Source organism: Paraburkholderia sp. (genome assembly GCF_004298475.1).
GTDB classification, from domain to species: Bacteria; Pseudomonadota; Gammaproteobacteria; order Burkholderiales; family Burkholderiaceae; genus Paraburkholderia; species Paraburkholderia denitrificans.
Genome location: NZ_SCRP01000012.1, coordinates 201,174 through 224,239, shown reverse-complemented (window position 1 = coordinate 224,239; position 23,066 = coordinate 201,174). Strand labels below are relative to the sequence as shown.

At 63.7% G+C, this 23,066-nt stretch carries 21 protein-coding genes and 1 pseudogene; 7 read left to right on the top strand and 15 right to left on the bottom strand.

The window, feature by feature from the left end; genetic code table 11:
- Window positions 1–55 precede the first annotated feature (55 nt).
- On the bottom strand, window positions 56–742 hold the full coding sequence (locus EPN59_RS07955) for a CBS domain-containing protein (RefSeq protein ID WP_293038586.1): 687 nt from the start codon (window positions 740–742) through the stop codon (window positions 56–58).
- Between the two features lie 161 nt (window positions 743–903).
- On the bottom strand, window positions 904–1,494 hold the full coding sequence (locus EPN59_RS07950; RefSeq protein ID WP_293038583.1) for a YSC84-related protein: 591 nt from the start codon (window positions 1,492–1,494) through the stop codon (window positions 904–906).
- Between the two features lie 261 nt (window positions 1,495–1,755).
- Between EPN59_RS07950 and EPN59_RS07945 the strand changes: the two genes are divergently transcribed.
- On the top strand, window positions 1,756–2,739 hold the full coding sequence (locus EPN59_RS07945; protein ID WP_293038580.1) for an LOG family protein: 984 nt from the start codon (window positions 1,756–1,758) through the stop codon (window positions 2,737–2,739).
- 1,037 nt (window positions 2,740–3,776) lie between these two features.
- Window positions 3,777–4,151, top strand: a complete 375-nt coding sequence (locus tag EPN59_RS07940) for a hypothetical protein (RefSeq protein ID WP_293038574.1) — start codon at window positions 3,777–3,779, stop codon at window positions 4,149–4,151.
- A 72-nt stretch (window positions 4,152–4,223) separates the two neighbouring features.
- Here EPN59_RS07940 and EPN59_RS07935 read toward each other — a convergent pair whose 3' ends face one another.
- The 6 genes from EPN59_RS07935 to EPN59_RS07910 all read right to left on the bottom strand — a co-directional run bounded on the left by EPN59_RS07935 (window position 4,224) and on the right by EPN59_RS07910 (window position 12,444).
- The gene (locus tag EPN59_RS07935) at window positions 4,224–4,928 is read right to left on the bottom strand and encodes an SDR family NAD(P)-dependent oxidoreductase (protein WP_293038570.1); all 705 of its coding nucleotides are present in this window, start codon (window positions 4,926–4,928) and stop codon (window positions 4,224–4,226) included.
- A gap of 256 nt (window positions 4,929–5,184) precedes the next feature.
- Window positions 5,185–6,933 carry a D-lactate dehydrogenase gene (gene dld / locus EPN59_RS07930; RefSeq protein ID WP_293038567.1) on the bottom strand — a complete coding sequence of 583 codons (1,749 nt, stop codon included), beginning with the start codon at window positions 6,931–6,933 and terminating at the stop codon, window positions 5,185–5,187.
- A 136-nt stretch (window positions 6,934–7,069) separates the two neighbouring features.
- On the bottom strand, window positions 7,070–7,969 hold the full coding sequence (locus tag EPN59_RS07925) for a LysR family transcriptional regulator (RefSeq protein ID WP_293038564.1): 900 nt from the start codon (window positions 7,967–7,969) through the stop codon (window positions 7,070–7,072).
- Window positions 7,970–8,134: 165 nt separating this feature from the next.
- Entirely contained in the window at window positions 8,135–9,679 is a 1,545-nt protein-coding gene (hpnR, locus tag EPN59_RS07920; RefSeq protein ID WP_293045844.1) for a hopanoid C-3 methylase HpnR, read from the bottom strand.
- Window positions 9,680–9,901: 222 nt separating this feature from the next.
- Window positions 9,902–11,389 (bottom strand): GntP family permease, encoded by a 1,488-nt coding sequence (locus tag EPN59_RS07915; RefSeq protein ID WP_293045841.1) that lies wholly within the window; start codon window positions 11,387–11,389, stop codon window positions 9,902–9,904.
- Window positions 11,386–12,444, bottom strand: a complete 1,059-nt coding sequence (locus EPN59_RS07910) for a patatin-like phospholipase family protein (protein ID WP_293045838.1) — start codon at window positions 12,442–12,444, stop codon at window positions 11,386–11,388. Before EPN59_RS07910 ends, EPN59_RS07915 begins: the two co-directional genes overlap by 4 nt.
- A gap of 188 nt (window positions 12,445–12,632) precedes the next feature.
- Here EPN59_RS07910 and EPN59_RS07905 point away from each other — a divergent pair.
- The 4 genes and pseudogenes from EPN59_RS07905 to EPN59_RS07890 all read left to right on the top strand — a co-directional run.
- Window positions 12,633–13,220, top strand: a pseudogene (locus tag EPN59_RS07905) (uracil-DNA glycosylase family protein); the annotation flags it as partial.
- A gap of 57 nt (window positions 13,221–13,277) precedes the next feature.
- Window positions 13,278–13,646 carry a DUF488 family protein gene (locus tag EPN59_RS07900; RefSeq protein WP_293042226.1) on the top strand — a complete coding sequence of 123 codons (369 nt, stop codon included), beginning with the start codon at window positions 13,278–13,280 and terminating at the stop codon, window positions 13,644–13,646.
- A gap of 124 nt (window positions 13,647–13,770) precedes the next feature.
- Window positions 13,771–14,544, top strand: a complete 774-nt coding sequence (locus EPN59_RS07895; RefSeq protein WP_293042220.1) for an SH3 domain-containing protein — start codon at window positions 13,771–13,773, stop codon at window positions 14,542–14,544.
- Window positions 14,545–14,798: 254 nt separating this feature from the next.
- Window positions 14,799–14,984 (top strand): hypothetical protein, encoded by a 186-nt coding sequence (locus EPN59_RS07890; protein WP_293045835.1) that lies wholly within the window; start codon window positions 14,799–14,801, stop codon window positions 14,982–14,984.
- 199 nt (window positions 14,985–15,183) lie between these two features.
- Here the strand turns inward: EPN59_RS07890 and EPN59_RS07885 are convergent, their stop codons facing one another.
- The 7 genes from EPN59_RS07885 to EPN59_RS07855 all read right to left on the bottom strand — a co-directional run bounded on the left by EPN59_RS07885 (window position 15,184) and on the right by EPN59_RS07855 (window position 21,562).
- The gene (locus EPN59_RS07885) at window positions 15,184–15,387 is read right to left on the bottom strand and encodes a hypothetical protein (RefSeq protein ID WP_293035400.1); all 204 of its coding nucleotides are present in this window, start codon (window positions 15,385–15,387) and stop codon (window positions 15,184–15,186) included.
- A gap of 390 nt (window positions 15,388–15,777) precedes the next feature.
- Window positions 15,778–16,209 (bottom strand): Hsp20/alpha crystallin family protein, encoded by a 432-nt coding sequence (locus EPN59_RS07880; RefSeq protein WP_293035398.1) that lies wholly within the window; start codon window positions 16,207–16,209, stop codon window positions 15,778–15,780.
- 146 nt (window positions 16,210–16,355) lie between these two features.
- Window positions 16,356–18,095 carry an alpha/beta fold hydrolase gene (locus EPN59_RS07875; RefSeq protein WP_293035408.1) on the bottom strand — a complete coding sequence of 580 codons (1,740 nt, stop codon included), beginning with the start codon at window positions 18,093–18,095 and terminating at the stop codon, window positions 16,356–16,358.
- A gap of 137 nt (window positions 18,096–18,232) precedes the next feature.
- Complete coding sequence (gene phbB / locus EPN59_RS07870) at window positions 18,233–18,979, bottom strand: acetoacetyl-CoA reductase (protein WP_293035397.1); 747 nt, start codon at window positions 18,977–18,979, stop codon at window positions 18,233–18,235.
- A complete protein-coding gene (locus EPN59_RS07865; protein WP_293035396.1) occupies window positions 18,969–19,502 on the bottom strand; it encodes a hypothetical protein in 534 nt (177 codons plus the stop codon). The genes phbB and EPN59_RS07865 overlap by 11 nt, the downstream gene beginning before the upstream one ends.
- 462 nt (window positions 19,503–19,964) lie before the next feature.
- The gene (locus tag EPN59_RS07860; RefSeq protein ID WP_293035406.1) at window positions 19,965–20,426 is read right to left on the bottom strand and encodes a universal stress protein; all 462 of its coding nucleotides are present in this window, start codon (window positions 20,424–20,426) and stop codon (window positions 19,965–19,967) included.
- A 149-nt stretch (window positions 20,427–20,575) separates the two neighbouring features.
- The gene (locus EPN59_RS07855; RefSeq protein ID WP_293035395.1) at window positions 20,576–21,562 is read right to left on the bottom strand and encodes a zinc-dependent alcohol dehydrogenase family protein; all 987 of its coding nucleotides are present in this window, start codon (window positions 21,560–21,562) and stop codon (window positions 20,576–20,578) included.
- Window positions 21,563–21,886: 324 nt separating this feature from the next.
- Here EPN59_RS07855 and EPN59_RS07850 point away from each other — a divergent pair, with 324 nt between their 5' ends.
- On the top strand, window positions 21,887–23,014 hold the full coding sequence (locus tag EPN59_RS07850) for an aminotransferase class V-fold PLP-dependent enzyme (protein WP_293035404.1): 1,128 nt from the start codon (window positions 21,887–21,889) through the stop codon (window positions 23,012–23,014).
- Window positions 23,015–23,066: the final 52 nt, after the last annotated feature.

Sequence of the window (23,066 nt, the reverse complement as noted above, 5' to 3'; positions counted from 1 at the left end):
TGGCGACGCACCATGCGCCGCCCTATAACCCGTATTAACCCGTATTAACCGGCGTTTAGAAACCCGGCATGACCGGATACGGCTCGGTGTGGTCTTCCACGCCGCGCACGCCCGGAATGCGCTCCGCCGCGACGCGCACGGCCTGCACCGCTTCCGTCGAACTGAAGATGCCCCAGAGGTGTACGACGCCATCGGTCACGACGATATTCCGCCCGGCAAACGCCCACGGACGCCCTTCGAGTTCCGCAATCAGTTCTTCGCGGATTTCGCGGTCGCTGGCGGACACCGTCTGCGAGTCCGCCGTGCTGCTCGCCAGTGCCTGAAGCAGATTCGCGCGGCTCACGATGCCGACGAGGCGGCCATCGCGCAGCACCGGAACGCGCTTGACGCCGCGCGTTTCCATGATCGTCGCGATCCTCGAAAGCGGTTCCTCTTCGCCCACGGAGATCACTGGACGTGTCATCACATCTTCCACGCGGTGCGCATGCGATTTCACATAGGCTTCGGCATCGGCGCGCGTCGTAAAGAAGTCGAGCCAGCGCGAACGGCGTAGCTCCTGGGTGCCGATTTCGACCCGCCGCAGCAGATCGCCCTCACTGATGATTCCGATGAGCGAGCCGTCCGCGTCGAGCACCGGCGCGCCGCTGATGTGCCGCTCGAGCAGCAATGCCGCTGCCTCGCGGATACTCATTTCCGGCTTGACGGTAATGACGTTGGTGGTCATGACATCCACTGCACGCATGATGCTTCTCCCAGTTCGCGTATTTGACAGAGGTGTTCCTTATCAAAGCGTAGTGGCTTGCTGCGCTGCGGCGTTGACGCATCTCAACATTGCGGCCGGGCAACCGTATTCATGTGATGAATACGAAAAAATCGACGCCCGGACTGCGCCGGATCGCCGCTTCAGATAATGAGGCGCGAAACCTTGACGCCTTCGAGCGACACACCCGCCATCAAACCGGCATTGGTGAGCACGAACGCTTCGACCGGATTGGTCGCAGTCGAAGTATCGACCTTGCCGTTCGCCCCGACCGTGACGAGCGCGACGGTTGCATCCGCGCCCGCAGACCAGCCCTGGCTGTTGAGGAAGCTGTCGAGCGCCTCGCGGCTCATGAACGCAAAGATGATCGCCTTCGACTGCACGCCGATCTGTAAACCGAACGAGCCTGCCACGGTACTGTAGTAACCCGTCGTGCGGCCATCCACGCGCAATGCGCCCGTGCCGTATTGCCCGCCGATCCAGAAGCCCGCAGCGAACACGCTCGGAAACACCAGTACGCCATTCGCCCTCGAAAGCAGTTCGCGCGAGCCACTCACGGTGTTGTAGAGGCGTGCGAGCGTGGCGTCGACGTCGGCGTCGATCGATTGGCGCTTCGCCGCGTTTTGTGAAGCGGCGTCACGCCCGCCGAGGGAGGTCGTCGTGCAACCGGCCAGCGCGAGGCTGCCGGTAGCGAGTGCGGCACTGGAGCGGATGAGAAATTCACGTCGGCGCATTACGGTATCCCTGTAAAAATAGGTATGCGGTTACCTTTGCGCGGATTCCGACACCCGTCAATTGGGGGGCCACGCGCTAAAAGGTACAACAGGATAGCGCGAGTGCCCGTGCATCTGCAGATTCAGCCTCGATCATGAACGCACGAACGACCGGCTGGATACGGTCCGGCTGCCACGCCCGACATCGCGCCACCGAACATTTCGTGCGCGCCACCGTTACGATAAAGGGCATATCACCTCTCCCCTCTGCGGCACGCATCGATGAAAGCCTCTTCCAAACGCACAAATGTAAATGTCGTAACTGCTGTAACCGCAAAAGCCACGAAAGCCACGAAAGCCGCTACCGATCCGCATCTCGACACACCTGCCCACTCCGGGTTGCCGCCGCGCGTGCAGCGTTTGATGTCCGGCCCGACGTGGCGCGACGCGAGCCGCGATCCCGACTTTCTCCAACGGCCGGACATGCGCGGCTTGCGCCTGCAACTCGAATACGAAAAAGCCCAGCGGGGTTTGCAGGCGGCAGGCATCGACCACACTGTCGTCGTTTATGGCGCGAGTCGCACGCTCGACCCCGCCGTTGCCCGCAAACATTTCGCACAGGCACGCCGCGCACTGCGCGCGCAACCTGACGACCACACGCTACAGGCAGCCGTACACGCGGCTGGCAGGCTCGTCGAGCGCAGTGCCAGCTACGAAGTCGCACGCGAATTAGGACGGCTCGTCGGCGCGTCGAAAGCCACGGCCACCTTGCCGAAGCTGACGATCGTCACCGGCGGCGGTCCGGGCATCATGGCGGCATCCAATCGCGGCGCGAGCGAGGCCGGCGCGCCGAGCGTCGGGCTCAATATCACGCTGCCGCACGAACAGTTTCCGAATCCGTGGCAGAGCCCCGAACTGTGCTTCCGCTTCCACTATTTCGGCATCCGCAAGCTGCATCTGCTCGAACGCGCGAAGGCAGCGGTGTTCTTTCCGGGCGGCTACGGCACGTTAGACGAACTCTTCGAAGTGCTCACGCTGTTGCAAACGCGCAAGATCACACCGCTGCCCGTCGTGCTGGTGGGCAGCGCGTTCTGGCATAAAGCGGTGAATTTCGAATTTCTCGCCGATGAAGGGATGATCGATCACGTCGACAAGGCGCTGTTCACGTTCTGCGAAACGGCTGACGAGATCTGGTCGACTATTCGCGACTGGTACGCCGCCGCGCAACCGAGGCGCACCAACCACGGACGCGGCAAGGGACGCTGAAGCGCCGGATTCCGGGCGTCCGGCAAACTGCGGGGGCTGCGCTACAGCCGTTACGCGCAATTGTCCGGCGCCCGGTTCGGGCAGGCTCCGTGACGTACGCGCAGGCACCAATGGCGCAGGATGCTCCCATCGAGCGGGCAAGCCGCCGCATCGCGCGGTGAAGTCTGCGGGCGCATATCGATGCGTGCGGCGAACGCGAGCGGCAGGACGAGACCGCACGGCGCCGTGCGGCCATCGCTTCGATGCCGTTGTGGCGCGCAGCGGTTCGGGTCCGAATCGACACGGCAAGTGCGCGCGTCGAGGACCGGCGGCTCATGGGAAAGTACGGCGGGCATGGCTCAAGAGCCTCCAGAGAAAGCGGCAAATACAGTTGCGTACGTCCACATGCTGATACGCGCATACAGGCGGTGGCATCGTAAAGATGCAAATGCGGGGGCGAAAGCGCCGCGTGCCAGCGTCGAATTGCATCGCTCATACCCGTGAAGCCGGGAGCATGAAGGCGCTCGATCATTCTTTGAATGCGGTACGAATTCTCTTTCATTTTCATCGCTGTACGCAAGCCCGCTGTGGGCCGCATGCCCCGGCTGTCTCGCGACACGGCGCGTCAAGCTTGCGCCGCAGGTGAATCACGCCGATGGGTCACTTTGTCACTGCGCGTCGCAGACCGTGTTCTGCGTGCATGAGCGCCGTCAATACTGCGAGCGCGATTTCCGCCCGCTTCACTCGATCTTCACCTCACACGCAGCCCGGCAATGTAAAGCGCCAGATCAGCCGTAAATCGGCATCGCCAGTTTTTTTCAGCGATTCGATATGGAATTTGATGGGCACGTAATCCGTTATTTCGACATCCTGAATCAACGGATATGACCACTGACATGCTGACGTGCTGGCTTCGCGCGGCGAGAGCAATGCGCGGCTTTCCGGTAACGGGCACCGCATTCGTTCTGCTACACACGGCAACGGTAATCTGTGGACACAATTGCTTTTGAACCCGCTCCCTTAGTTCGGTTTCAAAGCAATATTAGAGGGAGACAATCGTGTTGCGGCTCATTCTGGCATTGACGGCGGCGACCGTTCTGGCCGGCTGCGCGGCCGAACCCTATACGGGTTACGACTACTACGACAATGGGTACGGCTACCCTTACTACGGCTATCCGTACGCCGATTATTACGGCTACTATCCGGGCTATTACCCGGGCTATTACCCGGGCTTTGCGAACTTCGAAATCTTCGGCGGCGGTGGCAGGTTCTTCCATCACGGCTTCCATCACGGCTTCCGGCATGGCTTCCGGGAACACGGCGGAGGCTTTCATCGCGGCGGGGAGCATTTCGGCGGTGGCGGGCATTTCAACGGTGGCGGGCACTGGCAAAGCGGTGGCATGGGGCACGGCGGCGGCCCGCGCGGACATTGAATTCGACCTACGATCCGCCATACGCATTGACGCGCCCTGATCGCCGCCCGCCCCAGGCTGTGCGCACGCCGTTCATACGCGTCCGCTCACCGGAATCAACGCGCCCGTAATCGCCTGCGCATCGGCGCCAAGCAGGAATGCAATCAGCGCCGCAATTTCGCGCGGCTGAACCCAGCGCGTGAAATCCGCATTGGGCATGTCCTTGCGGTTTTGCGGCGTGTCGAGGATGCTCGGCAATATCGCATTGACGGTTATGCCCTTGTCTTTCAGTTCTTCGGCAAGCGCCTCCGTGAGCCGTGCGACACCCGCTTTCGACGCGCCGTACGCGCCCGTGCCGGCACCGGCCTTCAGGCCCGCGCTCGCACCAATGTTGACGATGCGCCCCGCCCCGCTCTTGAGTAGATGCGGCAAAGCGGCCTTCGATGCATTGAGCGCCGTCTTCACGTTGACCTCGTACATGAGATCCCACGTGGCCGGATCGCCGTCTGCAATGGTTTCCCATCGGAACGCGCCCGCAATGTTGAGCACCGCGTCGAGGCGGCCCAGTTGATCGTTGACCGCGTCGAGCGCCTGTTTTGCCGCTTGCAGATCGGCAAGATCGACGCCGCCAAGGCCCAGTGCGGCCGTCACGCCTGCGGGAAGCGTGTCCGGCACGGCACTGCGGCCGATCAGCGCCACGCGCGCGCCGCGCTCGATCAGCAACGCGGCTGTCGCCATGCCGAGGCTGCCGAATCCGCCCGTGATCGCCACGACTTTTCCATCGACTCCGGTTTCCATATGTTTCGACACCAATCAAGTGTGATACAGCGGCAGCAGGCCGCGCCCTGCGCGCACGTTAGCCGACCGCGCGGCTTTGTTCAAGCATACGCATTCGACACGGCCACCGCTTTGAAGCGGGCCGCACTCGACAGTGCCCGTCGCACTTCAGAATCGATAAATAAGCATGTCGAATAAACGAACTGGAAATAAAAAGAGCAAGCTCATGTTGAGCTTCCTCCTTCGACACAACGGCGGCTCCACGCCGCGGTTACCGTTATTCGGCTGTCTCGCGATAGTTCGCGAACTTCGACGTATGGCCGATCCCCGGGTTGAAGCAGTTGCACGGATCGAGGGATTCGTAGAACGATTTCAGCTCGGGTTTCGCATAGTAGAGGTGCCCCACGTTGTGCTCGGCCGGATATTGGGCGCCGCGATCGTCGAGCAGTTTCCACATCTCGTGTTCGAGCGCGAGGCAATCGTGGCCCTTGCGCACGATGTAATCCTGATGGAAAACATGGCAGAGGAAGTGGCCGTAGTAGAGCTTGATCGCAATGGGCTTTTCGACTGCCTCGGGCAGTTGCTCGAACCACTCGCGATCATTGCGGCGCAGGGCGATATCGAGCGCGACGATGTCCTCCACTTCAGCGCTGTGCACGGCGCGATAACGCACGGCCGCACCCGCCGCTGCGAAGCGATGCAAGAACGCCTTGGCGCCCTCTTCCGCCGTGCACTCGAAGAAGTCGCCGCTTGCGCCCGCGAAATAGCGCTTCAAATAGCCGTGCGTCTCTTCGGCCATATCGGCAGAGACCTTGAGCATCAGATGATGCTCGAAGCGATTGCGATAGTCCTTCAGCCGCGCCGGCAAGTGACTCGGAAAAAGCTGGCTCACCGCCTGCGCCACGCGATCGGTGAAATTCGACGGCAAAAAGCCGATGCGCTCGAAGATTGCATCGCAGCGGCTCTTCAGGTTGAACAACGCGGGCAGGCGCTTCGTGCCCAGGTGCTGAATGAGCAGGAACATATCCTTGCCGTAGCGCTCGGCGATATCGAAAGCGTCTCGATGCATGTATTCGCCCGCGATAGGCAGGTTCGACATCTCACCGAGAATATGGCGACGCAGATCGGTCAGCTCCGACGTCTCGTTCGTGCCGACATAAAACACCTTCGTGCCCTTCTCGATCGGGAAGGTGTCGAGCCGGACTGCGAAAACCATCACCTTGCCCGCCGATCCCGACGCTTCGTGCAAGCGCAGCGGGTCGGCGTTGTAGCGCGCGGGCGTGTCGGCGTCGACATCGCGGACATGTTTCGCGTACTGATGATCGGATGCGGCGCCCGCATCGTGACGGATAGCGTCTTCCGGCAGATCGCCGCGATCGAGGCGATCAAGCACCTCCTCCGGTGTTTCGCCAAGACCGATGCCCAGATGGTTCACGAATCTGAGCCGTCCTTGCGCATCCACCTGGGCGTATGCGGTCATTTCCGTGTACGCCGGGCCACGCCGCACGAGCGCGCCACCCGAGTTATTGCAGATGCCGCCGATCACCGACGCGCCAAGGCACGACGAGCCGATCACCGAATGCGGCTCGCGGCCGAGCGGCTTGAGCGTCTGTTCGAGCTGGTCGAGTGTCGAGCCTGGCAGACAGACCACCTGTTTACCGCTGTCGATGACGTAGACCTGGCGCATGCGCGTCATGCTGACGATGACCACATCACGGTCGTAGTTGTCGCCATCGGGCGTCGAGCCGCCGGTGAGACCGGTATTCGACGCCTGCGAGATCACGACCACGTTCGCCGCCACGCACGCCTGCAGCACCTTCCACTGCTCCACAAGCGAGCCGGGCCGCACCACGGCTGCAACCGAACCTTGTCCGAATCGAAACCCCGAGCGATAGCGCCGCGTGGCCTCGTTGCCGGTCAACACATACTTGCGGCCGACGATGGACTGCAGCGATTCAACCAGCGGCGCTCGCCCTTCGACCCGGGGAGCGGCTGGCGAAACGGGGCCTTGGCGGACGATGGACATGTAGGCGTCTCCTGCGCGGAATAATAAGGTGCCGGCGGCGCCAGCAAATTTTGCGCAAGGATAGGCCGACGCAATGGATACGTCCAATATCGCAAAACGTCGCGATCAAGACGAAAAACCTATCAATCGATGGCGGTCAGATCTGCTGCGGATGCCGTGCGATATCGCGCACGATCCCGATGAAATTCTGCACGGCGGGCGCGCGATCCTGAGGACGGTACACGAGCGCGATCGTCGTATGCAGCGTGTCGCCCCTGAGGGCGTGATAAGTCACGCCCTTCGCCTGAATCTGCCGCATCGACGAAGGAATCAGTGTCACACCAAAACCCGCCGCCGCCATGTTCACGGCCGAGGATATCTGCGGCGACTCCATGCTGATGACCGGATGAAAACCCGCCTCATGGCACGCGCTGATGATCGAATCGTGCAGATCCGGCCCGATGGGACGCGGGAAAAGAATGAGCGGGTCGCCCGCGAGATCCGCAAGATCCAGGCTGCGCCGTCGCGCAAAGCGATGCCTTGGCGGCAGTACGGCGAGCACGTCCTCTTCGACGAGCGGCTGGGTAGCGAGCCCGCGGCAGTCGAGCGGCAGGCGCACGAAGGCCGCATCCACGCGCGCTTCGCCCACGCGTTCCAGCAGCACCGAACTGTTGCTTTCCTCGCAGCCGATCGAAACGCCCGGCCAGGCACTGCGAAAGCGCTGGAGCGCGGCCGCGACAAGGGGGTGAAACACCGTCGACCCGGCAAAGCCGAGACTGAGCCGCCCCGTCTCGCCGCGCCCGGCGTTCTGCGCTTCGGCCAGCGCGAGTTCGGCTTCTTCGACGATACGGCGCGCGCGCTCGCGAAAAAGCCGCCCCGCCTCGGTCAATTCGACGTGGCGCGAATGCCGCACGAACAGCCGCGTGCCGATCTCGCCTTCGAGCTTGAGGATCTGCTGGCTGAGCGGCGGCTGGGCGATACCGAGCGATCTTGCGGCCGAGCTGAAATGCAGATGCTCCGCGACCGCGAGAAAGTAGCGTAGTTGCCTGAATTCCATATGTTTTTCGTCTTGTTGCGCACGCGCAATGGTGGACTGGAATCGCGCCGGCGTCCAGGCAGCCGGAAAACCCGCGCGTCAGACCGGCATCATCGCGCGGCGCAGACAAGAAGACACGTCCCCCGTTTGGGCATTTGCCTGGCATTTTCCGGGCGTATGCCGGGCTCACTCGGTGCCCGTGCGCGTTTCATCGACGAATTTTTCGGTGGCGTCGTCGATCTTGCGGCCCTTGCGTCCGGCCGGGCCGTGAATGTAGATGGTTTTCATATCGATCTGCGATTCGCCGGATATCCTCGGCGGCGGCGTCATTTCGTAGCGCACCGCGCGCGCGTGATCGGCCAGTTGCAGGTTGGGGTCGAATACCGAATTGAACCGCCAGAGCATGCGCACGAAGTTGGTCTGGCCGTGCAGTAGAAGGCGCGCCGCCTGGCGAGACGCGCGGCGCAGCGCCACCCAGCCAAGATGCTTGCGGTTGAGCACCTGTTGCGTGCGCACCAGTTCCGCGTAGAACTCGGGCAACGGGAGTTTCGTGGGCACCACCGCGTGCTGGATGTCGTAAAGCCGGTAATCGAGACTCGTGAGCGGGCGCGATTCGCGTTGCCAGTTCTCGGTGCCCGGATACGGCGTATTAACGCTGATATTGACGATTTCGGGAATTTCCAGACACCACTTGCGAATCGTCTCGAATCGATCGCGGTCCCAGTCGGGATCGGCGATCAGATTGATCGCGACGGAGATGCCGAGCGAGCGCGCGAATTCGAGCGCCTCGAAATTGCGGTCGAGGCTGACGCGTTTGCGAAACGCCTTGAGCCCTTCCTCATCGATAGCCTCGAGGCCGAGGAACATGTAATTGAGGCCGAGCGTGCGCCAAAACCGGAACACCTCCTTGTTGCGCAGCAGAACATCGCCGCGCGTCTCCAGGTAATAGTGTTTCTCGATGCCGCGCCGCCGGATCGCTTCGGCGATGGCCATGCCGTGCTCGGCGTGCACAAAAGCCACGTCGTCGACAATGAATACACCCGGCTCGCGCAGCGCGGCGAGATCCTCGACGATCACTTCCGGACTGCGCGTGCGATAGCTGCGGCCATAGAACGTCCACGCGCTACAGAACGTGCAATCCCACGGGCAGCCGCGCGCAAACTCGATGGATGCGCACGGATCCAGCGTACCGATGAAATATTTTCGGCGATGCCGCAGTAGGTCGCGCGCGGGGCGCACGGCATCGAGATGCTCGACAAAGCCCGGCGGCGGCCCAATGCCGCGCAGTGTCACGACGCCCGGCACCGCGAGCAGATCGCCGCCGTGCGCGACGGCGTCGAGCAGCGTGGCAATCGAGGCTTCGCCCTCGCCGCGCACCACGCAGTCGATCTCGCCTTCGGCGTGCCGCAGCAGATCGTGTGCGGTAAACGAGACGCTATGGCCGCCCGCGAAGACAAAGCACGACGGCAGCGCCGCCTTGACGGCTTTCGCGAGGTCGATGATCTCGGGAATGTTCGCCAGATAGTTGCCGGAGAAGCACAGCGCCTCGGGCCGCCAGGTACGCACGACGCGCATCAGATCAGCGTGCGTTTCGATCTGCAGATCCAGCAGGCGCACGTCGTGGCCCGCCTCGCGTGCGGCCCCGGCAACCGATTCGAGCCCCAGCGGTTCCAGCCGCAGGAATACGCGCGTGTACATCAGGCCGCTCGGATGGACAGCAAGCAATTTCATAAAGCCTCCTTGCGACGCGCCAGCCCGACGCAGCACGCTTGTGGCATCGCGCGCGGAATGACCGCACGTCATGCACCGCGCCGCCGAGGTACGCGAGGCACGCGAGGTGCGCACCAGCACCGCAAGAAGCGTGCCCCACGCCATTCGATATTGCTGCTTCGTGGGAGTCTACGCGCGTTAGACGGGCTACGCCCGGGGAAGCGGTGTGACTGCCACGCAGCGTCAGAAGCTGCCGAACAGCGTCCCCAGCACGATGACGACCGCGAGCGCGAGCAACGCGCCGAGGATGCTGACCACCACGAGATCGCGGTAGCTTTCGCGGTGTGTCGAGCCGCAGACGGCGAGCAGCGTGACGACCGCGCCGTTGTGCGGCAGGCTGTCGAGTGTGCCCGACGACATGACGGCGACGCGGTGCAGCAGCGCCGGATCGATATGATGTTGAGCCGCGAGCTGCATGTAAGTGTCGCCGAGCGCATCGAGCGCGATGGTCAGGCCGCCCGACGCCGAACCCGTCAGCCCGGCGAGCAGGTTTGTTGCGACGGCGAGCGACACGAGCGGGCCGCCGCCGATGCCGAGCACCCAGTCGCGCACCGCCTCGAACGCGGGAAGCGCGGCGATCACGGCGCCGTACCCGACGAGACTGCCGACGCTCAACACCGGCAGCACGGACGCATTCGCACCCGCATCGACGCTTTCGCGCAGCGCGCCGAGGCGCTGCCGATTCAAGGCAACGAGCACGACGATGCCGAGCGCGAGCGCCACCGACACGCCCCATACGCCCGCCACGGCGGAAAGCGTCGTCGCACCCCAGCGCGGCTCGGCGAGGTACGACGCATCGATGCGCGGAAACACCACGACATTCATCACGAAGTTCATGCCCACGACCACCGCGAGCGGCGCGAGCGCCACCCACGGCGGCGGTGGGCCGGCTTCCTTCGAAGGCTCGGTGCCGCCGATTTCGGCCGGGTCGAAGGTCTGCGCGACGCTTGCGCGTTCGCGCACGAGCGCGGACGTGCCGTCCTCTTGCCCCTTTGCAGCGCCGTTCTCCGGTTCGACAAAACCCTCGCCGTTGCGGCGCGCCGAAGCCGCCACGCGCGAAAGCCACCATAGCCCGAAGCCCGCCATCACGATGCTCGCAATCACGCCGAGCCCTGGCGCGGCAAACGGCGTGGTGCCGAAGAACGGCATCGGAATCGCGTTTTGCAGCGCGGGCGTGCCCGGCAACGCGGACATCGTGAAGGTTGCCGTGCCGAGCATGATCGCGGCAGGCATCAGACGGCGCGGCAGATTGGCCGAGCGAAACAGCGCCTGCGCCATCGGCGCGAGCACGAAGAACGCGACGAAGAGGCTGACGCCGCCATACGTGACAAGCGCGCCGCCGAGCACGACGGCAACGAGTGCATGGCGCGAGCCGAGCTTGTCGATCATGAATTGCGCGACGGCGTCGACCGAGCTGCTGTCTTCCATGAGCTTGCCGAACAGCGAGCCGAGTAGAAAAAGCGGAAAGAACTGGGCGAGAAACCGGCCCGTGCTGCCCATGAAAGTCTGCGTCCAGTGCGCGAGCACCGGTTGCCCCGAAATGAGTGCGGCAAGCATTGCGCAGAGCGGTGCGAGCAGCAGCACGCTCCAGCCGCGATACGCGAGCCAGATGAGCAGCGCAAGGCTCGCGAGCATGCCCGCGAGGCCCACCGCGAGCGCGCCCGCGCTCATTGCAGCACCCCGTCGAGCAGCGCGCCGAAATCGAACGACGACGTCACACCGACGCTCGCGCCGTGCGTCGCGAGAAAGGTATGGGCGGCGTGCCGGCCTTCGTCGCGCAACATGGTCAGGAACGACCATTCGGCGTTGAGCTTCGACGATGTACCGAGCGTGACGAGCTTGTCGCTGTGAATGCGGTGCACGCGCATCGTCGCCCAGCGGCGGCCTTCGCTGTTGCCCGGGTCCGCCACCTGATGCAGCAGCGCAATCATGCGCAGTTCTTTGAGCAGCGGCGAATTGAACGCGATTTCGTTCATGCGGTTGATGATTTCGCGCGCCGAGCGCGGCGTGCCAGGCCGCTCCACCGGATTGACCTGCACGAGGATCGTGTCGACCGAATCGGTCTCGCGCACCAGCGGCGTGATGGTCGGATTACCCACGTAGCCGCCGTCCCAGTATGCTTCGCCATCGATCTCGACAGCGCGGAACAGCGTTGGCAGACACGCCGATGCAAGCAGCGCGTCGGCCGTGAGATCGGCGTTGCGGAATACGCGCGCCTGGCCGTTGCGCACGCGCGTCGCCGTGACGAAGAGCTTGATGCGCGAGTTGCGCAGCGCGTCGAAATCGATTGTGTCCGCAAGGATCGTGCGCAGCGGATTGATGCTCGCGGGGTTCATGTCATACGGTGAAATGACGCGCGCCATCATGTCGAACGCCAGATAGACCGGCGAATGATCGAGCGTCCAGCGCCCGAGCATCATGTCGAAAATGCCGCGCCGGAACGGGCTGAAACGCGCGGCGTCGGCCACGCGGCGCCAGAAGCGTTCGAGCGCGGCGCGCGCGCCCGGCACGCCGCTGTGCGCATGACCGCTGGCGAGCACCGCAGCGTTCATTGCGCCCGCCGACGTGCCCGAAATGCCCTCGATCTGCAGCCACGGTTCTTCGAGCAGCCGGTCGAGCACGCCCCACGTATAGGCGCCGTGCGAACCGCCGCCTTGCAGCGCGAGATCGACGGGCAAAGGTTCGGTGCGGGTCGTGCTGCGTGTCGTTTCTGTTCCTGCGGGCATGGCGGCTCCGTGAAAACTCGACCTTCACGAGGGTACAGGAAAAGGCGCAAGCGGCTCGCACAGGTGTGATGCCGCCGCAGTTTGTTACCCTGCTTGTGACGTTGCTTGTGACGTTGCTTGTTACCTTGTTTGTCACCTTTGGTAGACTCGAAACCATTCCTTGCATCGGCAATCTTCGCCCGCTCACCGTGCCTTCCACCCGCTCGCCCTCCCACCCGCTTTCGCGTTTGCTTGCCGAAATCCGCGCCTGTACCGTGTGCGCCGACGTGCTGCCGCTCGGCCCGCGCCCGGTGCTCCAGGCCGGTGCGGGCGCGCGTTTACTGATCGTGGGGCAGGCGCCCGGCACAAAGGTGCACGCATCGGGCGTCCCGTGGGACGACGCGAGCGGCGAGCGCCTGCGCACGTGGCTCGGCATCGATCGCGAGACCTTTTACGACCCCTCGAAAGTCGCCATCGTGCCGATGGGCTTCTGCTATCCGGGCCGCGGCGCTGGCGGCGACAATCCGCCGCGCCCCGAGTGTGCGCCGCGCTGGCACGCACGCTTGCTCGCGCAACTGCCGGACGTGCAGCTCACACTGCTGATCGGGCAATACGCGCAGCGCTATTTTCTGGGCGACCGGCGCAAGGCAACGCTCACCGAAACCGTCGAGGCGTGGCGCGAGTACGCTCCCGGCTTTGTGCCGCTGCCTCATCCGTCGCCGCGCAATCAACCCTGGTTCGCACGCCATGCGTGGTTCGAGCACGATGTGCTGCCCGCACTGCGCGAGCGCGTTGCGGCAACGCTGGCTGCCGCGCACCCGCTAGCGCGGCAACCGCAGAATGGAGATACAACGATGACCAAGCCGACCATCGACATTCAGCGCGTCTACGAAGCGCCGCCCACCGGCGATCACGCGTGTTTCCTCATCGACCGGCTGTGGCCGCGCGGCATCCGCAAGGAAGCGCTCGGGCACGTCGAATGGCTCAAGGACGTTGCGCCCAGCACGCCGCTGCGGCAGTGGTATCACAAGAATCTTTCGCAATGGGAGGAGTTCGGCAAGCGTTACCTCGCCGAACTCGACGCGAATCCCGAAGCGTGGCAGCCGCTCGCCGACGCGTGCGCGAAAGGGCCGATCGCCCTGCTCTATGGCACGCGCGATGTCGAGCACAACCACGCGATCCTGCTGCGCGACTATCTGCTGAAGAAAATCAAACGCAAGTAACGGCGCGCAAGTAGCGCGAAATACCCCGTTACACGCGTGCCGATGCCCGAACTGGCTTATCTGCTACCGTAGCGACAGATCGCACAACGATCGTCGGGCGATCTCCCTTCAAGGAGGAACTGCGATGCGCAAGCAGCTCGCCGGTGCGGTACTCGCCGGTCTGGCCGGAAGTCTCATCGCTTCGCCGCCGGCCGCCGCCCAGACTCCGGCGTTCACCAACACGACCGTGAATCTTTTCGCCGGGCCTGCCGGTGATTATCCGATCGTCGCGCAAGTGCCGGGCGGCGTCCCGGTTTCGGTGTGGGGATGCCTTGCGGGTTTCAGCTGGTGCGACATCAGCCTGTCCGGCCTGCGCGGCTGGGTCTGGGGCGGCTTCCTGAATTACACGTTCCAGGGCAGGCCTGTTCCTGTCATGAGCTACGGCCCCATGATCGGCCTGCCTGTCGTGACGTTTTCGCTCGGCGCGTACTGGGGCAACTTCTATCGCGACCGGCCCTGGTTCCGCAACCAGGCGCACTGGATGCGGCGCCCGCCGCCGCGGCCGGTCAGGCCGCCTCCCATCCGGCCGCCGCACCGGCCGCCCGGCGTTGGCGGGCGACCGCCTCAAGGCGGCGGTCCCGGAAACAACGCTCGTCCACCCGGTGGCGGCAGGCCGTCAGGTGGGGGCCGCCCGCCTGGCGCAGGCAGGCCGTCCGGCGGACAGGGATCCGGCGCGCAGGCCCCCGGCCCCGGACGCCCGCCCGGCGCAGGCGGCGGAGGTCGCCCGCCCGGTACGCAAGCTGGTCAGGGCGGCGGACGCCCGCAGGGCCAGGGCGGTGGCAGACGCCCGCCCGATGCTGGCGGCGGCAACCGTTCGTCTGGCGGCGGCAGAAACCGGCAGCCCGGCGGCGGTAATTGAGTCCGCAACAGTTGATCACAACCATCCCGCTGGACGGTGTGCCACTTGCCGCACACCGTCCACCTGATTCTCACCATTGCACCCGCTTTCAGCGCCAACTTCGAACAGCCCGGTCACCTGCACGCCCACAACCGATCCTCTGCCGGGCATCGCGTTGACGCAGCGCCTTGATATACGGATTCCTGATTAACGTGAAGCAAATAAAAACGCCGCGCGTACGCGCGGCGTTGCGGTGTCGCACCCTGAGTTCAACGATGGTGCATGCGATGGCAAACGCGCACGGGATGATGATTATGATGCTCGACGTGGCAGACAACGTGAGCCGGCGACGCGAACGCGGCGATCGGCGCGACCATGGCAGCACAGCAAATAAGGGCGGACAAACGAAGAACAGGCTTGAATGCGGCTTTCATGTTTTGGGGTTTTTAACGGCAGCGTAATACGGTTAAAAAGGGCCGTTTTGAAACGGCACGGAAGTTTAACGCAGAAGGTTTCGCACTTCATTACGCGTTTGTAACCGGCGTAGCGTCCAATGTCAGCCGCTTGACAGTCCCGGCTCCGTTGCTTCCTCGCCGTTGATCCCTCGCTGTTAATTCCTCGCTGTTAATTCCTCGCCGTTAATTCCTTTTTACGCGGGTTTCAACCCCCTGTGCCGTCGCCGTCCAGGCGTCTCAGCAATTCGCGCCCGCGTCTCGTGAGTCGCAGCACGGAGTCGTCAGCCTGCTCGTCCATTTCCACAAGCTGATAGTGCTGCAGAGCCAGAAAATCGGAGTCAAGCGTCTGGATTGGCGTATGTGCATCGCGAATCAGCAACAGCGCCGCTAGTTCGTGGTGACTGAGCATCGAATCTCTCCTGTGCGAAAACGCCCGGTGTTGCCTGACATAGTGGCCGAAACGTACTGTTTCGCGACAGACGTGTTTCGCTTTGTTACGCGTACGCTCACGCGCGCCGCGAGGGTTGCATCGGCTGCATTACCGTACGTCATGCGCATCTCTCATGCCGCTGCGATTTACGGCATGAAACTCACTTTTTAAACGCCGCCAAAACGGTGACGGGTTCAAAATATCGCGTCGCCGCAAGCGCGATCGACGCGGTCAAATGAGCGAACAACGAAGACAACGCCGCGCGCAGCGCCGTTTAACTGACGACCCGCGCGCAGCATGCGCCTTCGTGCCACGGCGCTCACCCACCGATCCCGGCCGCGCTGCGATTGCAGCGCGCCGATCCCGGCATCAACTGATTTCGAGGCGCTTGCGTGCGCTCGCCGCCCGCTTCGGTAACGTCAGCGTGAGCACGCCGTCTTTGTATTGCGCGCCGGCCGATGCCTCGTCGATATCGGATGCGAGCGTAAACGCACGGCTCACGCTGCCGGTATAACGCTCGCGCCGCAGTACGCGCTCGCCGTCCTTCAGCTCGGTGTCGCGCTCGACTTTGGCCGCGATCGAAACGAGGTTGCCCTCGATCTTTACGTCAATGTCGTTCTTTTCGACGCCCGGCAGTTCGGCCTTCACGGTATACGTCGCATCATCTTCGGTCACGTCGATCCTGATGCCGCCAGGCTGCGCCTCAGCGCCGCCCGCGCTGCGCAACGGACGAAACAGCCCATGAAACAGTTCGGGCACGCCTTCGATCCCGAACGGGTCGTAACGCGAAATATTGCTCATTTTCGCCTCCTTGAACTGCAGTTACCCTGTGCCCGAATCATCCGATCAATGATTCGGATGCCTGATTCGATTACCGCCGCTGCTGCGCAAAGCGGCGACCAATACCGTGGCCCCATGTGCTTCACACGCCTCGCGCGGCTTACCGCTTACCGCTCGAAAATATAGACACCCGGTGCGTTCACAAGTCCTCCGGTTACGGCGCGCGCCTCGATTTCACCGCTCGATTGTTCCTGCAGCCACGCCGCGAGGCGCGGCCACCACGATCCTTCAACCGGCGGCGTGCCGTCAAAGAACGCTTGTGGGCTGCGATACGCCATGCCGGGTTCGCGCGTGGCGCAGCGGTAGTGACGCCGCGGATGCCCCGGCTCAGACACGATGCCCGCGTTATGGCCGCCCGCGGTCAGCAAAAACGTGAGCGGGTTGTGGGTCGAGAGCAGCAGCTTGTAGACCGAACGCCACGGCGAAACGTGATCGCGCTCAGTGCCGACGACGAACATCGGCTGCTCGATATCCGAAAGCGCGATCGGTTCGTCGCCCACGCAGTAGCGTCCCTCGGCGAGATCGTTGTGGAGGAACAGATCGTTCAGATACTCGATATGCATGCGGTACGGCATGCGCGTCGTGTCCGCATTCCACGACATCAGATCGTTGGCCTTCGAACGGCGGCCAAGCAGGTACTCGCTCATCATGCGCGACCAGACAAGATCGCGCGCGTTGAGCAACTGGAACGTCGCCGCCATTTGCGAGCCGTCGAGATAGCCCTGCCGCCACATGAGCGCGTCGAGCGCAGCCAGTTCGCTCGCGTCGATATACAAACCTAGCTCGCCGGGCTCGCTGAAATCGGTTTGCGCGGCAATCAACGATATGGAACGTAGCGCATCGTCTTTGCCGTCGCGTGCGAGCGCCGCCGCCGCAATGGCAAGCAGCGTGCCGCCGAGGCAATAGCCCACGGCCTGGACCGCTTCGCCGCCGCAGCGGGCGCGGGCGGCATCGAGCGCTTCGAGCATCGCCTGCAGGTAATCGTTCAGGCCGAGATCGCGTGCCGAGGCACGCGGATTGTGCCAGGACAGCGCAAACACCGTGAATCCCTGCTCGACCAGATAGCGGATCAACGAGTTGTGCGGCTGGAGGTCGAGAATGTAGTACTTCATGATCCACGACGGCACCACGAAAACGGGTTCGCGCGCCACGCTGGTCGTTGCCGGATCGTATTGGAGCAGCTCGCACAGTGCGTTGCGCCACACGACCTTGCCCGGTGTCAGCGCAACATCCTTGCCCGGCTCATACGCGAGCGGCGTATGCACGGGCGCGCCGCCCATACCTTTTGTTACGGCGGCGTAATCCTGCATCCAGTGCTTCATGCCCTGGGCGAAGTTCGCGCCGCCGCTCGCCAAAGTGGCTTCGAGCACGACCGGGTTGGTCGCGATGAAATTGCCCGGCGAGCACGCATCGACCCACTGACGCGCCAGAAAACGCACGATGTCGGCGTGATGGCGCTCGACGCCCGCCACGCCGGTCGTCGCTTCCTGCCACCATTCCTGCGTACGCAGGAAGTTGTCGCGCCACGCGCTGAACGGCCACGAGGACCACAACGGCTCAATGAAACGCAGATCGTCTGCGGGCGCCTCCGGCGCCTTCACTGGTACCTTCACCGGCATCATCGCCGCCGTAGCCACCCCAGGCAGCGCGGCGCGCCAGGCAGCGGCCGCGTCGTGCGAAGCGCGCAGGGCAAGATCGAAACACTTGCCCGGCGAAATCGCCAGATGCATACCCCAGTCGAGGCACGCCAGCACGGCCGAAACCGGCGAAAGTCCCCCCGTGAGCGCAGCGACGCTTGCATGCGCCACGAGATCGAGCGGATCGTCATGCAGACCGACGAAGGTCATCTCGGGCGGCGCGGGCCGCACCGCCACTCGGTGCGCGTGCACCGGTTCCTTGCCTTTCGGTGCGCTGATCGCGCCCGATCCTTGCAATGCGGTATCGGCATGCCGCGCATTCGGCCTGGTGTGCTTCGTTGCAGACTTCATTGCATGTGCATCCCACCGTTGATTGCAATATCGGCCCCCGTGATGAACGCCGCTTCGTCGGAGCACAGGAACGCCACCAGCGCCGCGATTTCGTCCGGCTGGCCGAGCCGCCCGACCGGAATCTGCGGCAGGATGCGCGTGTCCATCACCTCCTGTGGCACGGCCTCGACCATGTGCGTCGCGAGGTAGCCAGGCGACACCGTATTCACGGTCACACCCTTCTTCGCCACTTCCAGCGCGAGCGATTTCGTAAAGCCGTGCAGCCCGGCCTTCGCCGCCGCGTAATTGGTCTGCCCGTACGCGCCGCGCGAGCCGTTCACCGACCCGATATTGACGACCCGCCCGAAGCCGCGTTCGAGCATGCCGGGCATAAAGGGCTTAGTCGTATTGAAGAGCGCGTCGAGGTCGGTGTGCAGCACCGAATCCCAATCGGCTTTCGTCATCTTCACGAACGTGCGGTCGCAGGTGATGCCCGCGTTGTTGATGAGCACGTCCACGTGGCCGAATTGGCCGAGCGCCTGTTCGGCGGCGCGATGGCACGAGTCGTAGTCGCTGACGTCCATCTCGTACGTCACGAAGTGACGGCCCGCGGCCTCCTCGGCGTCGAGCCATGAAAGCACGTGATCGTTGCCGTGCGAGTGCGACACTGCAACCGTCATGCCTGCGTCGCAAAGCCGCCGGCTGATTGCCGCGCCGAGACCGCCCATCCCGCCCGTCACGAATGCGATGCGATTAGCTGCCATGTTGTTCTCCTTGTGCGTGTGCAGCCTGCTTGCCGTTGCCGCGCGCGTATCCCGCCTCACCGTGGGTCATACCGCTGGTCATCGCGGCACCGTTGGCCATGGCCGCGCCGACGGCACGCTCGAATGCAGCCATCCATTCACGCATGGGCATCGCCGATGCCGTCGCCGCGCCCGGCTCCAGCCCGCCAAGCGAGTCCTGCCAGTTCTGCGCGATGCCGCATGCCGTATCGGTCCAGGCGCCCGCGCCCTGCATGGCGGCGGCAACGCTCTCTTGCCAGATCGCCGCACTCGCGCTGAGATAGTCGCGCAGCACCGACTGGCTTGCCGTTGCGAAATCGCTCCAGTCTTGCGCGGCGCGCAGCGTCTCCATCACGCCCTCAAGCGCCGCCCGGTCGCGTTCGTAACGGCGTTGCTGAAGCGCGAGAAGCTGCTCGCGCCACTGCTCACCCTGCGAGAGCATCTGTAGCACAGCACAGGCGTTGACGCGCCAGGCGTCGAACGAGGGATTGGAAGCGATGACCATGTTCAGTGTCCTCACAAGATTGCAGTGCCCGGCGTGGCGCCAGGTGCGGCGCACCGCGAATAGTGACGCTTGGACGCAGATATTCCGGGGGCCGCGAGCAACCCGCAAAGAGCGGGCAACAAGCGGCGTGACGACAAATGCGTCCCGGCGGTGCATGGAGGATCACGGCGGCTCGTGAAAGGCGGATATGGCCGCGTCTCTACGATGATTCGGAGTGCGGCGAGTCCGAAATACGCCAGATCCCCTCATCATCATAGGCACGAAGAAAGGCCGGCGCGGAGCGAGTGCGTGTGCGCCGGATGATCCAGATCATTTATCAAGATTCATACGACGCGTAATCATCTCTACGTCTATGCATATTCGCTATTTTCGCGACCGATGATCAGGCACGTGCGAGGCGCTGCATGGGATATCGAGCGCCTTTCCGTGCCTTTCCGTGCCTTTCCGTGCCTTTCCGCTCGCTTACGCGCCGGTTTCCTCGGCACTGCGCACGAGCATGACCGGACGATCGGCAATCCGCAGAAATGCTTCTGCCACGCTGCCGAGCAGCAGGCGTTTCATCCCCGAATGCCCGCGTGTGCCCATCACGACAAGTTCGGCGTCGTCTTCTGCTGCAATGCGGTAAATCACCCCCGCAATATCCTCGCCGACGGCATCGGCGGCGCGCGTGCTGCCCGAGACGCCCGCCTCCGCGAATACCGTCTTCGCTTCGTCCAGCGCCGACGTGGCGGCATCGTTTGCATTGGGATCACGGGAGAGTTCTTCGGCATAAGCGGCGCCGACGTCCGTGAGCCGGGCGGGATGCTGCACGACACACAGTGCCTGCACATGGCCGCCTGTCGCCTTCGCGATCTTCACGGCTTCGTCGAGTGCGCGCCGGCCGCTTCGGCTGCCATCAATCGCCACCAGAATCTGCTTGTACATCATGACCTCCCGGGCTGTGCCCATGGTGCGCGGCTCACGCCGCACGCTGTTTGTCTGATCATTCCACCACATTTGGGTACCGATGATCGCCAGGACCAATGCGGTGCGTTGCCACGGTCAGGCGTCGTTGTGGCCGCAAGCACTCGCGTTCAGTTGATTGTCAGCACCGCCGCTCCCGTGAGCCGCCCTTCGCGCAAGTCGGCCAGCGCCTCGTTCGCGCGCACAAGCGGATAAGGCGTCGTTTCGATTTCGAGCGTGTGACGCGCGGCGATCGCCATGAACGCAGCGCCGTCTTCGCGCGTGAGATTCGCCACCGACACGATGCGCCGCTCCTCCCAAAGCCAGCCGTAAGGAAACGCGGGAATGTCGCTCATGTGGATACCGCCGCAGACAACCGTTCCGCCTTTCGTCACGGCCCGTAGCGCCGCGGGCACGAGCGCGCCGACCGGAGCAAACAGCAGCGCGGCGTCGAGCGGCTCGGGCGGCGCCTCGTCGCTGCCGCCCGCCCATGCGGCGCCAAGGCGCAGGGCAAATTGCTGCGCGGCAGCATCGCCGGGGCGCGTGAACGCGTAGACCGAACGCCCCTGATGACGCGCGACCTGCGCAACGATATGTGCGGCCGCACCAAAACCGTAGATGCCGATGCGTTCGGCGTCGCCCGCCATCGCGAGCGTGCGATAGCCGATCAGGCCTGCGCACAGGAGCGGCGCGGCTTCGACGTCGCTGTACTGGCGCGGCAAATGAAAACAGTAGCGGGCGTCGGCGACGGTACGCTCCGCGTAGCCGCCGTCGAGCGTATACCCGGTGAAGCCCGGTGCGTCGCAGAGATTTTCCCGGCCCCGCAGGCAAAAGCGGCAATGGCCGCAGGTGTGGCCGAGCCACGGCACGCCGATGCGGTCGCCGGGCGCGAAGCCGGTCACGCCGCTGCCGGTCGCAGCGACCGTGCCGACGATCTCGTGGCCCGGAATCACGGGCCGCTTTGGATGCGGCAAGTCGCCGTCGACCACGTGCAGATCCGTGCGGCACACGCCGCAAGCACGTACGTCGATCAGCAGTTGACCCGCGCCCGGCGTCGGGTCGGGCAGTTCGACCTCGCGCAACAACGGACTCGCGCCATCGAACAACATCGCTCGCATTGCCTGCCTCCTCCTGGAGAAGCGCCACGCGAACCACGGCGCCCGCACGGATCATGTTACGCGGTCGGCGCGCGCGCCGCGATCTGTACGCCGGTGCAGCATGTTGACGCATTCGGTGCGCGCTATATCTTGCGCGCGCGGGAGCGTTGCGTGGCGCAAATCCTGCGCGTGCGTGCGCCAAATCACACACAAAATATGCCCCAGGTTGCAGGCAGCTTTCGCTAGAATCAGTTGTCGTTGCGGCGAAAAACCTCTTTGCGTTGTTGCAGCGGTATCGATTTAAAAATACCGCTCACCATAAATCAATTCTTACCGGAGGCAAGCGTGCCAGGTTTACTTCCCAATGTCGACCGCGAGGGGCTCCTCGAATATTCGGTCGTTTACACCGACCGATCGATCAATCACATGTCGAAGCTCTTTCAGGGCGTGATGCACGATATTTCGCGCGCCCTGAAAAAGGTCTACAACGCGAAATCGGCGGTTGTCGTTCCGGGCAGCGGAACGTTCGGCATGGAAGCCGTCGCCCGGCAATTCGCGACAAACAAGAAGTGTCTGGTCATCCGCAATGGCTGGTTCAGTTTCCGCTGGTCGCAGATTTTCGACGTGGGCGGCATTCCGGCCGAATCGACGGTATTGAAAGCGCGTCCGGTCGAACAGGGAAGGCAGGCCGCCTATGCACCGGCTCCAATCGAAGAAGTCGTTGCGGCGATCAAGGAACACAAGCCTGATCTGGTCTTTGCGCCGCACGTCGAAACCGCCTCCGGCATGATGTTGCCCGACGCCTATTTGCGCGCGGTCGCCGACGCCGTACATGCTGTCGGCGGCATGTTCGTGCTGGATTGCATCGCATCCGGAACGATCTGGGTCGACATGGAAGCCTGTGGCGTCGATGTCCTGATCAGCGCACCGCAAAAGGGCTGGAGCGCATCGCCCTGCTGCGCGCTGGTCATGCTCGGCACGCTGGCCCGCGAAAGAATCGAAGCCACCACCAGCACCAGTTTCGCCTGCGATCTGCGTAAATGGCTGCAGATCATGGAAGCCTACGAGAACGGCGGGTTCGGTTATCACGCCACGATGCCCACGGACAGTCTCGTGACGCTGCGCAACGTGATGAAGGAAACCGAGGCATACGGCTTCGACAAGGTGCAAGCCGAGCAGCTCGAACTCGGCAAGCGCATTCGCTCACTGCTGGCGGCAAAGGGTTTCAGGAGCGTGGCAGCCGAAGGCTTTGAGGCACCGGGCGTCGTGGTTTGCTACACGGACGACGATGGCATTCGTTCCGGCAAGAAATTCGCCGATGCCGGCTTGCAGATCGCGCCAGGCGTTCCGCTGCAATGCGACGAGCCGGAAGATTTCCGAACCTTCCGCATTGGACTCTTCGGCCTCGACAAACTGCATGACGTCGAAGGCACGGTCGCGCGGTTCGACAAGGCGTTAAGCAGCTTCCTTTAAATCGCTTTTCCGCAACTGGCGCGGGTCCGGGCACGCGGCGAGGCGCAGCCCG

Coding starts and splice junctions, on each gene's coding strand:
- EPN59_RS07955 (WP_293038586.1), bottom strand. CDS start 742: ATGCGTGCAGTGGATGTCATGACCACCAACGTCATTACCGTCAAGCCG.
- EPN59_RS07950 (WP_293038583.1), bottom strand. CDS start 1,494: ATGCGCCGACGTGAATTTCTCATCCGCTCCAGTGCCGCACTCGCTACC.
- EPN59_RS07945 (WP_293038580.1), top strand. CDS start 1,756: ATGAAAGCCTCTTCCAAACGCACAAATGTAAATGTCGTAACTGCTGTA.
- EPN59_RS07935 (WP_293038570.1), bottom strand. CDS start 4,928: ATGGAAACCGGAGTCGATGGAAAAGTCGTGGCGATCACGGGCGGATTC.
- dld (WP_293038567.1), bottom strand. CDS start 6,933: ATGTCCATCGTCCGCCAAGGCCCCGTTTCGCCAGCCGCTCCCCGGGTC.
- EPN59_RS07925 (WP_293038564.1), bottom strand. CDS start 7,969: ATGGAATTCAGGCAACTACGCTACTTTCTCGCGGTCGCGGAGCATCTG.
- hpnR (WP_293045844.1), bottom strand. CDS start 9,679: ATGAAATTGCTTGCTGTCCATCCGAGCGGCCTGATGTACACGCGCGTA.
- EPN59_RS07915 (WP_293045841.1), bottom strand. CDS start 11,389: ATGAGCGCGGGCGCGCTCGCGGTGGGCCTCGCGGGCATGCTCGCGAGC.
- EPN59_RS07910 (WP_293045838.1), bottom strand. CDS start 12,444: ATGCCCGCAGGAACAGAAACGACACGCAGCACGACCCGCACCGAACCT.
- EPN59_RS07900 (WP_293042226.1), top strand. CDS start 13,278: ATGACCAAGCCGACCATCGACATTCAGCGCGTCTACGAAGCGCCGCCC.
- EPN59_RS07895 (WP_293042220.1), top strand. CDS start 13,771: ATGCGCAAGCAGCTCGCCGGTGCGGTACTCGCCGGTCTGGCCGGAAGT.
- EPN59_RS07890 (WP_293045835.1), top strand. CDS start 14,799: ATGGTGCATGCGATGGCAAACGCGCACGGGATGATGATTATGATGCTC.
- EPN59_RS07885 (WP_293035400.1), bottom strand. CDS start 15,387: ATGCTCAGTCACCACGAACTAGCGGCGCTGTTGCTGATTCGCGATGCA.
- EPN59_RS07880 (WP_293035398.1), bottom strand. CDS start 16,209: ATGAGCAATATTTCGCGTTACGACCCGTTCGGGATCGAAGGCGTGCCC.
- EPN59_RS07875 (WP_293035408.1), bottom strand. CDS start 18,095: ATGACCTTCGTCGGTCTGCATGACGATCCGCTCGATCTCGTGGCGCAT.
- phbB (WP_293035397.1), bottom strand. CDS start 18,979: ATGGCAGCTAATCGCATCGCATTCGTGACGGGCGGGATGGGCGGTCTC.
- EPN59_RS07865 (WP_293035396.1), bottom strand. CDS start 19,502: ATGGTCATCGCTTCCAATCCCTCGTTCGACGCCTGGCGCGTCAACGCC.
- EPN59_RS07860 (WP_293035406.1), bottom strand. CDS start 20,426: ATGTACAAGCAGATTCTGGTGGCGATTGATGGCAGCCGAAGCGGCCGG.
- EPN59_RS07855 (WP_293035395.1), bottom strand. CDS start 21,562: ATGCGAGCGATGTTGTTCGATGGCGCGAGTCCGTTGTTGCGCGAGGTC.